Source organism: Rhodococcus ruber, assembly GCF_027270735.1.
GTDB lineage: Bacteria > Actinomycetota > Actinomycetes > Mycobacteriales > Mycobacteriaceae > Rhodococcoides > Rhodococcoides rubrum_A.
In genome coordinates this window covers 77,592-84,376 of sequence record NZ_JAPWIJ010000017.1, presented here as the reverse complement: position 1 = coordinate 84,376, position 6,785 = coordinate 77,592, and the positions used below count along the sequence as shown (strand labels likewise).

General features: G+C 63.7%; 7 protein-coding genes. 2 read left to right on the top strand and 5 right to left on the bottom strand.

What is annotated here, in order from left to right:
• Nucleotides 1-396: 396 nt before the first annotated feature.
• On the bottom strand, nt 397-1,080 hold the full coding sequence (locus tag O4220_RS26460) for a pyridoxamine 5'-phosphate oxidase family protein (RefSeq protein ID WP_269608518.1): 684 nt from the start codon (nt 1,078-1,080) through the stop codon (nt 397-399).
• 92 nt (nt 1,081-1,172) lie between these two features.
• Between O4220_RS26460 and O4220_RS26455 the strand changes: the two genes are divergently transcribed.
• On the top strand, nt 1,173-2,576 hold the full coding sequence (locus tag O4220_RS26455) for a PLP-dependent aminotransferase family protein (protein WP_269608517.1): 1,404 nt from the start codon (nt 1,173-1,175) through the stop codon (nt 2,574-2,576).
• On the opposite strand, the gene murA is transcribed toward O4220_RS26455, so the two are convergent.
• The gene (gene murA, locus O4220_RS26450; protein WP_269608516.1) at nt 2,569-3,822 is read right to left on the bottom strand and encodes a UDP-N-acetylglucosamine 1-carboxyvinyltransferase; all 1,254 of its coding nucleotides are present in this window, start codon (nt 3,820-3,822) and stop codon (nt 2,569-2,571) included. The two genes, O4220_RS26455 and murA, sit on opposite strands and share 8 nt — an antisense overlap.
• 53 nt (nt 3,823-3,875) lie before the next feature.
• Between murA and O4220_RS26445 the strand changes: the two genes are divergently transcribed.
• Nucleotides 3,876-4,478: a cob(I)yrinic acid a,c-diamide adenosyltransferase gene (locus tag O4220_RS26445; RefSeq protein ID WP_269608515.1), complete on the top strand. Its 603-nt coding sequence runs from the start codon at nt 3,876-3,878 to the stop codon at nt 4,476-4,478.
• On the opposite strand, the gene O4220_RS26440 is transcribed toward O4220_RS26445, so the two are convergent.
• From O4220_RS26440 to atpD, 3 genes are read right to left on the bottom strand one after another with little or no spacing between them, the layout of a single operon-like run.
• A complete protein-coding gene (locus O4220_RS26440) occupies nt 4,479-4,916 on the bottom strand; it encodes a DUF2550 domain-containing protein (protein ID WP_269608514.1) in 438 nt (145 codons plus the stop codon). It abuts the gene before it with no gap.
• Nucleotides 4,917-4,945: 29 nt separating this feature from the next.
• Nucleotides 4,946-5,305 (bottom strand): F0F1 ATP synthase subunit epsilon, encoded by a 360-nt coding sequence (locus O4220_RS26435; RefSeq protein ID WP_032378882.1) that lies wholly within the window; start codon nt 5,303-5,305, stop codon nt 4,946-4,948.
• A 30-nt stretch (nt 5,306-5,335) separates the two neighbouring features.
• The gene (gene atpD, locus O4220_RS26430) at nt 5,336-6,784 is read right to left on the bottom strand and encodes a F0F1 ATP synthase subunit beta (RefSeq protein ID WP_027497899.1); all 1,449 of its coding nucleotides are present in this window, start codon (nt 6,782-6,784) and stop codon (nt 5,336-5,338) included.
• Nucleotide 6,785 lies beyond the last annotated feature (1 nt).

The following is a 6,785-nucleotide window of genomic DNA, read 5'->3' as shown; positions in this document are numbered from 1 at the left end:
TTCGGCACTGACATTCATCGACACACTGTTGAGTTCTCAAAGAACACGCACACACTCCAACCCCACGAACGCACAGTCCGAAGGCCTCGAGGGCAACTGTTCCAGCGTATCCCAGCTTGGTCTCGGACACAAGGCCCGACTCTTGGGGGACACAACCTGCCAGGCCACACGTCCAACCTCGTATCCCTGTCCGTGAAGACCGGGTCGGTGTCCGTCGCTCTGACTCGACAAAAGTTACGCCACCAACCCCACACGCGCAAATCGGCTGGTGAATCGAGGAGCTACACGCATCTGCGCAGGTCCGAGCACATGTGCGTTCGGGTCTGCCCCGCCCGGCGCGCATATCCCGCTGTGTGACGCCAGCCATATCTGCGGGAAATACCGGCGAAACTGGTTTCAGGAGCGAGACAACGCGACTACATGGTCCGGCTCTACAAGGTGTGGTTCCACGTCGTCGGCACGTACTGCACGTCCGACGCTTTCACCGATGGGCACAACACCCGCCCACACTCCCCCGGTAGCAATGTCGGTGTCGTCGTCGACCGGTCCGCCGGTACGTGCCTTCACCGATGCCTCGTACAGCGAAAGCGCCAGCACGCTGGTCGCTGCGAGTTCTTTCCTCGTATGCGCACGCAGGTGTGCACTTCTACCAGGGACGACCTGATCGACCATTGCGTCCAAAGCGCGGATCCGCTCCTGCTCGTCCTCCACTCGACGCGGCCGACCGACCACGACCGCACTTCGATAGTTCATCGAGTGGTGGAACGCGGATCGAGCCAGAACCAACCCGTCGACGACGGTAACCGTCACGCAGATGTCCTGCGCCGGAGCTTCGGTCAGGCTGCGAGAGGCTACCGAGCCGTGCAGGTACAGAGTTCCGGCCCTGTCCGGGCCGAGCGGATCCACACCGAACACGGTCGGAAGTACACGCGGCACGTTCTCCACCACTACGCCCAGATGGCAGAGTCGAGCAGAGCCGAGCACGTCCAGCAGTGCCGATCGCTCTGCTCGAGCGCGCTGTCGACCACGTATCACCGTGGTTCTGGGTGTCGGGGACAGGAGTTCCTCATCGGTTGTCATGAACACAGGGTCCGCCTCGGTTGGCTCACTGTCATGGTCCAATAGATAGTGACTTTGCTAGGCCACTTACCTACCTGGACAGGTGACGCACGATGACCTTGCCGCCGAATTCGCTGTCGATCACGGTCGATCGTGCCGACCGTCGTACGTTGCCCGTTCAGGTAGCCGACGGTATCCGTACGGCGATCGATCGAGGCGAGCTTGGGCCGGGCGCCCGATTGCCCAGTACCAGAGCGCTTTCCGCCGAAGTGGGCTTGGCTCGGGCGGTGGTGGAGAAGGCGTACGAGCAGCTCGTGGCCGAAGGTTGGCTCGATGCACGGCGCGGATCCGGCAATTACGTCCGAGATGTTCCACATGCCGTTCGATCGCACCGCAGCCCACCCCGAACACAAGAAGTCCCACCGGTTGCTCGGCGCATTTCGCTCCGACCCGGAATACCGTGGACTCCTCCTCGCGCGTCCGAAGCGTGGAGGCGGGCCTGGCGAGATGTCGGCGCATCGCCCCCGCCCGGCGACTACCCCGATCCGGCAGGCTTGCTCGACCTGAGAACACGCATCGCGGATCTGCTGGGCCGTGCACGCGGACTGCACACCACCGCGGATTCGATCGTCGTGACCACGGGAAGCATCCACGGTCTCGACCTGGTACTGGGCGCCCTCTCGGTGAACGTAGGCGTCGAACATGTTCTCGCACTGGAGAATCCGGGATATCGATCTGCCGCCGCCCTCGCGACGCACCGCAGGTGGTCCGTTCACGATGTCCCCGTCGACCGTGAAGGACTTGTGGTCGAAGAACTCGAATCTGTACCTCCGAGGACCCCGGCCGTCTATGTCACCCCCTCACACCAATACCCCACCGGCGGGCTCATGCCCATCGGTCGCAGGCGCGCACTGGCGGACTGGGCACGAAGTACTGGATCGACCATCATCGAAGACGACTACGATTCCGAATTCCGTTATGGCATAGCACCTTTGCCTACAGTCACCGAGCTCGTTCCAGACCGCGCCGTCTACTTGGGAACCGTATCGAAGACGTTGGGTGCCGGCGTGCGACTCGGATGGATGGTGGCTCCCCCGCCGATGGTCGAGCGCATCACCGAAACACGTCGCGCCATCGGCGACCACCCATCGGTTCCCATCCAGCACGCCATGAGCTCACTACTACGCGACGGCGAATGGGACCGGTCCGTACGCACCGCGCGTCGGATCTATCGGGCACGTGACCGCGTCGTTGCCGCCGAGCTCTCTCGATTCGGCGAGCTGCGAGGTGTCGGTGCCGGACTGCATACCGTTCTCGTGCTCGACACCGAGGTGGCGCGCCACGTCGCGTCCGACTGTGCAGCGAACGGAATCGACCTGCCCACCCTCGAGCACTCGACGCGGTCGCCGACCACCGAGGGTGGGATCGTCGTCGGCTACGGCTCGGTGGCGGATGATCGATTCGATCGTGCCCTGCGAGTACTCGTCGACGTCCTCGAAAGCAGGCTGGTCAGCTGACCCGCTCGATGCTCCCGCCGAGAGCAGTCAGATTCTCCACGAACCGTGGATAGCCCCTGTCGATGTGGAACACGTCGTGCACCTCGGTCGTGCCGTCGGCCACAAGACCGGCGAGCACCAGCCCGGCCCCGGCCCGGATGTCGGACGACCACACCGGCGCACTGGACAGCTGCGGCACACCGCGCACCACAGCATGGTGGCCATCGGTACGAGCGTCAGCGCCCAGTCGGATCATTTCCTCGACGAACCGGAAGCGCGCCTCGAACACGTTCTCGGTGATCATCGACGTCCCGTCGGCGACGGTCGCGAGGCCGATAGCCATCGGTTGTAGATCGGTGGGAAACCCGGGATACGGCAACGTCGCGAAGTTCACCGCCCGCGGCCGTTCGTGCTGAACGACGCGAAAGCCGTCCGGCTCGCTGGTCACCTCGGCACCGGCCGACCGCAGCTTGTCCAGAACAAGCGACAGGTGCTTGGGGTTGACCCCCCGCACTCGGACATCCCCTCGAGTCATCGCTGCGGCAATCCCCCACGTAGCAGCCACGATCCGATCGCCGATGACCCGATGTGTGGTCGGCTTCAGCGCGCTGACGCCGCGGATTGTGAGCGTCGACGTGCCGGCGCCCCGGACGTCGGCACCCATCTCGTTGAGCATGTTGCACACATCGACGATGTCCGGTTCTCGTGCCGCGTTGTCGATCACGGTCTCACCGGTGGCCAGCACGGCCGCCATCAAGATGTTCTCCGTCGCTCCCACGGACGGGAAAGCCAACCTGATATTCGCGCCGCGCAACTCATCGGCTTCGGCCACGACGCATCCGTGCTGAATTTCGCTGCGTGCTCCCAGCAACTGCAGGCCGGACTGGTGCATGTCGAGGGGTCGTGAACCGATAGCGTCACCGCCAGGCAAGGCTACGACAGCCCTTTTGCATCGCGCCACCAGCGGGCCCAGTACGCAGACCGACGCGCGGAACTGACGAACTGCAGCAAAATCGGCGTGATATTTGGGCATGGCCGGGGTGGTGATGTGAACGACCGAACCCTCGAGGTCGACCTCACAGCCGAGCCCACGCAGCACTTCTGCCATCAACGGCACATCCAAGATGTCAGGGCAATTGGTGATCGTGCTGGTGCCTTCGGCAAGGAGCGCAGCAGCCATCAGTTTGAGGACGCTGTTCTTCGCGCCGCCGACCGCCACCTCACCGACGAGGCGGTTACCACCGTTGACCAAGAAACGTTCGCTCACTTCGACAGCGTAGCCAGCGGTACCGACCGACACCCGCGCGGTACCGTAGCCGCATGGCCGTTCACCTCACTCGTATCTACACCCGGACCGGCGACGACGGGACCACGGGATTGAGCGATTTCTCGAGGGTCTCCAAGAACGACGAACGCCTGATCGCGTACGCGGACTGCGACGAGACCAATGCGAGCCTCGGAGTAGTTCTGGCACTGGGCAACCCGTCCGAATCGGTACACACGGTCATCCGCACCATCCAGAGCGACCTGTTCGACGCGGGGGCCGACCTCTCGACGCCGGTCGTAGAGAATCCGGAGTATCCGCCGCTACGCATCGACCAGAGCTACGTCGACCGCCTCGAACGCTGGTGCGACGAATTCAACAACGATCTGCCTGCACTCACGTCGTTCATCCTGCCGGGCGGAACACCACTGGGTGCACTGCTGCACGTGTCGCGAACAGTAGCCCGGCGCGCTGAACGATCGGCCTGGGCTGCGGTTCACGCAAGCCCCGAGTCGACCAGTGCGCTCCCGGCAAAGTACCTCAATCGGCTCTCGGACCTGTTGTTCATTCTGAGTCGGTACGCCAATCCCGAGGGCGACGTTCAGTGGGTGCCGGGGTCGAGTCGGACACCCAACGAACCCGCTACCGACGAGAACTGATCACGCAGCCGGTCGACGGCGACGCGAGCGCCCCGATGGGCGAGATTCCACCCAAGACAGGAAAGCGGTCAACGCACTTCTGTCCAAGGCCATTTCGTAGTTCTTGCCACTGTCCGACAGCCCCAGGACTGCGATGTCCGGTGTCATGATGTCGAACTCGGTGTCTCGCGGGGCCCGCCGGTCCCCCACGTGGATGTCCTGCCTGCCCAGGCGATAATCGGGGCCGGGTCGCAGACTGGAAAGCTTGAAGAACACGAGCGTGTTGTCGCCGTACCGAATGATGCCGTGACGCCACCCGGTGCCACCGTCGGACGGAAGCACCCGCATGATCGCCGCCGTACCTCCGCGGCGAAGAACCGTCAGACGGTACGCAAAAGCCGCGACGATCCCTGCGAGCAGCACTACCAGAATGATCAGAGCAATCAGTCCGGTGTGCATCGCAGGTCTCGTCGCGGCTTCTCGTGAACCTAGGACCGCTCGACAGCGCGGATACGTCCCTTGGCCACCGCAATGGCCTCGAGGTCGTCGCCGTTCTCTGCCACTACGGACCGTGCCGCTTCCACATCGATGTCGTCGGCGAAATCAGCCGACTCCGCCAGCACGGTCACCGTCTTGCCCGTCACCGACAGAAAACCACCGTGGACGGCGGCGATGATCTTTTCGCCGTCGGTCGTCGTGATCGACACCGTGCCTGCCTCGACCAACTGGCCGAGGACTGGCTCGTGGCCGGCCATGATGCCGATTTCACCTTCGGTGGTCTGAGCACTGACGATGGTCGCGGTGCCGGACCAGAGTTTCTGCTCCACAGCGACCAGAGAGACCTCCATGCCGCTCTTCTCGGAAGAAGTCACGTCGGTCTACTTTCCGGCCATCTTCTTCGCGGCTGCCTCGACATCGTCGAGACCGCCACAGCTGTTGAAGGCCTGCTCGGGAAGGTGGTCGTACTCACCCTTGGTGACCTTGTCGAACGCCTCGATGGTGTCGGAGAGCGACACGACCGAACCGGCCTCACCGGTGAACTTCTCGGCAACGATGAAGTTCTGGCCGAGGAACTTCTGGAGGCGGCGTGCGCGACCGACCAGAACCTTGTCCTCTTCCTGAAGCTCGTCCATACCGAGGATGGCGATGATGTCCTGCAGTTCCTTGTACTTCTGCAGAATCCGCTTGACCTCGTTGGCGACACGGAAGTGCTCCGCACCGACGATGCCGGGCTCGAGGATGCGTGAGGTCGAGCTCAGCGGGTCCACAGCGGGGTAGATACCCATCTGCGAAATCGGACGCGAGAGCTCGGTCGTCGCATCGAGGTGCGCGAACGTCGTTGCCGGTGCCGGGTCGGTGTAGTCGTCGGCGGGGACGTAGATCGCCTGCAGCGAGGTGATCGAGCGGCCACGGGTCGAGGTGATGCGCTCCTGGAGCTCACCCATCTCGTCCGCCAGCGTGGGCTGGTAACCGACGGCCGACGGCATACGACCGAGAAGGGTCGACACCTCCGAACCTGCCTGCGTGAACCGGAAGATGTTGTCGATGAAGAGCAACACGTCCTGGCCCTGCACATCGCGGAAGTACTCCGCCATGGTCAGTGCAGACAGCGCGACGCGCATACGCGTGCCCGGCGGCTCGTCCATCTGGCCGAAGACGAGAGCGGTGTCCTGGAGGACGCCCATCTCTTCCATCTCGAGGTGAAGGTCGGTGCCCTCACGAGTGCGCTCGCCGACGCCTGCGAACACCGAGGTGCCCGAGAACTCACGTGCGATACGAGTAATCATTTCCTGGATCAGCACGGTCTTGCCGACGCCGGCACCACCGAACAGTCCGATCTTGCCGCCCTTGACGTACGGGGTGAGAAGGTCGATGACCTTGATACCGGTCTCGAGGATCTCGGTCTTGCCCTCGAGCTGGTCGAAGGCTGGGGGCTTGCGGTGGATGCCCCACTGCTCGCCGTCGCGGCCGAGTCCTGGGGTGTCCAAGCAGTCACCGAGGGCGTTGAAGACGTGGCCCTTGACGACGTCGCCGACGGGAACCGAAATCGGCTTGCCCGAGTCGACGACAGCGGTGCCGCGGACGAGTCCGTCGGTCGGCTGCATCGAGATGGTGCGAACCAAGTTGTCGCCCAGGTGCTGTGCCACCTCGAGCGTCAGGGTCTTGGCCACGGTCGGCAGAGTGATCTCTGCGTTGAGGGCGTTGAACAGTGCGGGAATCGAGCCGCGCGGGAACTCGACGTCCACAACGGGGCCGATGACCCGAACGACACGGCCGGACTGAGTGTCCGCTCCGCTCGCGTTCTCTTGGGCTACTGCTGCGGTCATT

What these genes read in the sequence shown, in the direction of transcription:
- O4220_RS26435 (WP_032378882.1), bottom strand. Translation starts at nt 5,305, where the DNA reads ATGGAGGTCTCTCTGGTCGCTGTGGAGCAGAAACTCTGGTCCGGCACC.
- O4220_RS26460 (WP_269608518.1), bottom strand. Translation starts at nt 1,080, where the DNA reads ATGACAACCGATGAGGAACTCCTGTCCCCGACACCCAGAACCACGGTG.
- O4220_RS26455 (WP_269608517.1), top strand. Translation starts at nt 1,173, where the DNA reads ATGACCTTGCCGCCGAATTCGCTGTCGATCACGGTCGATCGTGCCGAC.
- O4220_RS26440 (WP_269608514.1), bottom strand. Translation starts at nt 4,916, where the DNA reads ATGCACACCGGACTGATTGCTCTGATCATTCTGGTAGTGCTGCTCGCA.
- atpD (WP_027497899.1), bottom strand. Translation starts at nt 6,784, where the DNA reads ATGACCGCAGCAGTAGCCCAAGAGAACGCGAGCGGAGCGGACACTCAG.
- O4220_RS26445 (WP_269608515.1), top strand. Translation starts at nt 3,876, where the DNA reads ATGGCCGTTCACCTCACTCGTATCTACACCCGGACCGGCGACGACGGG.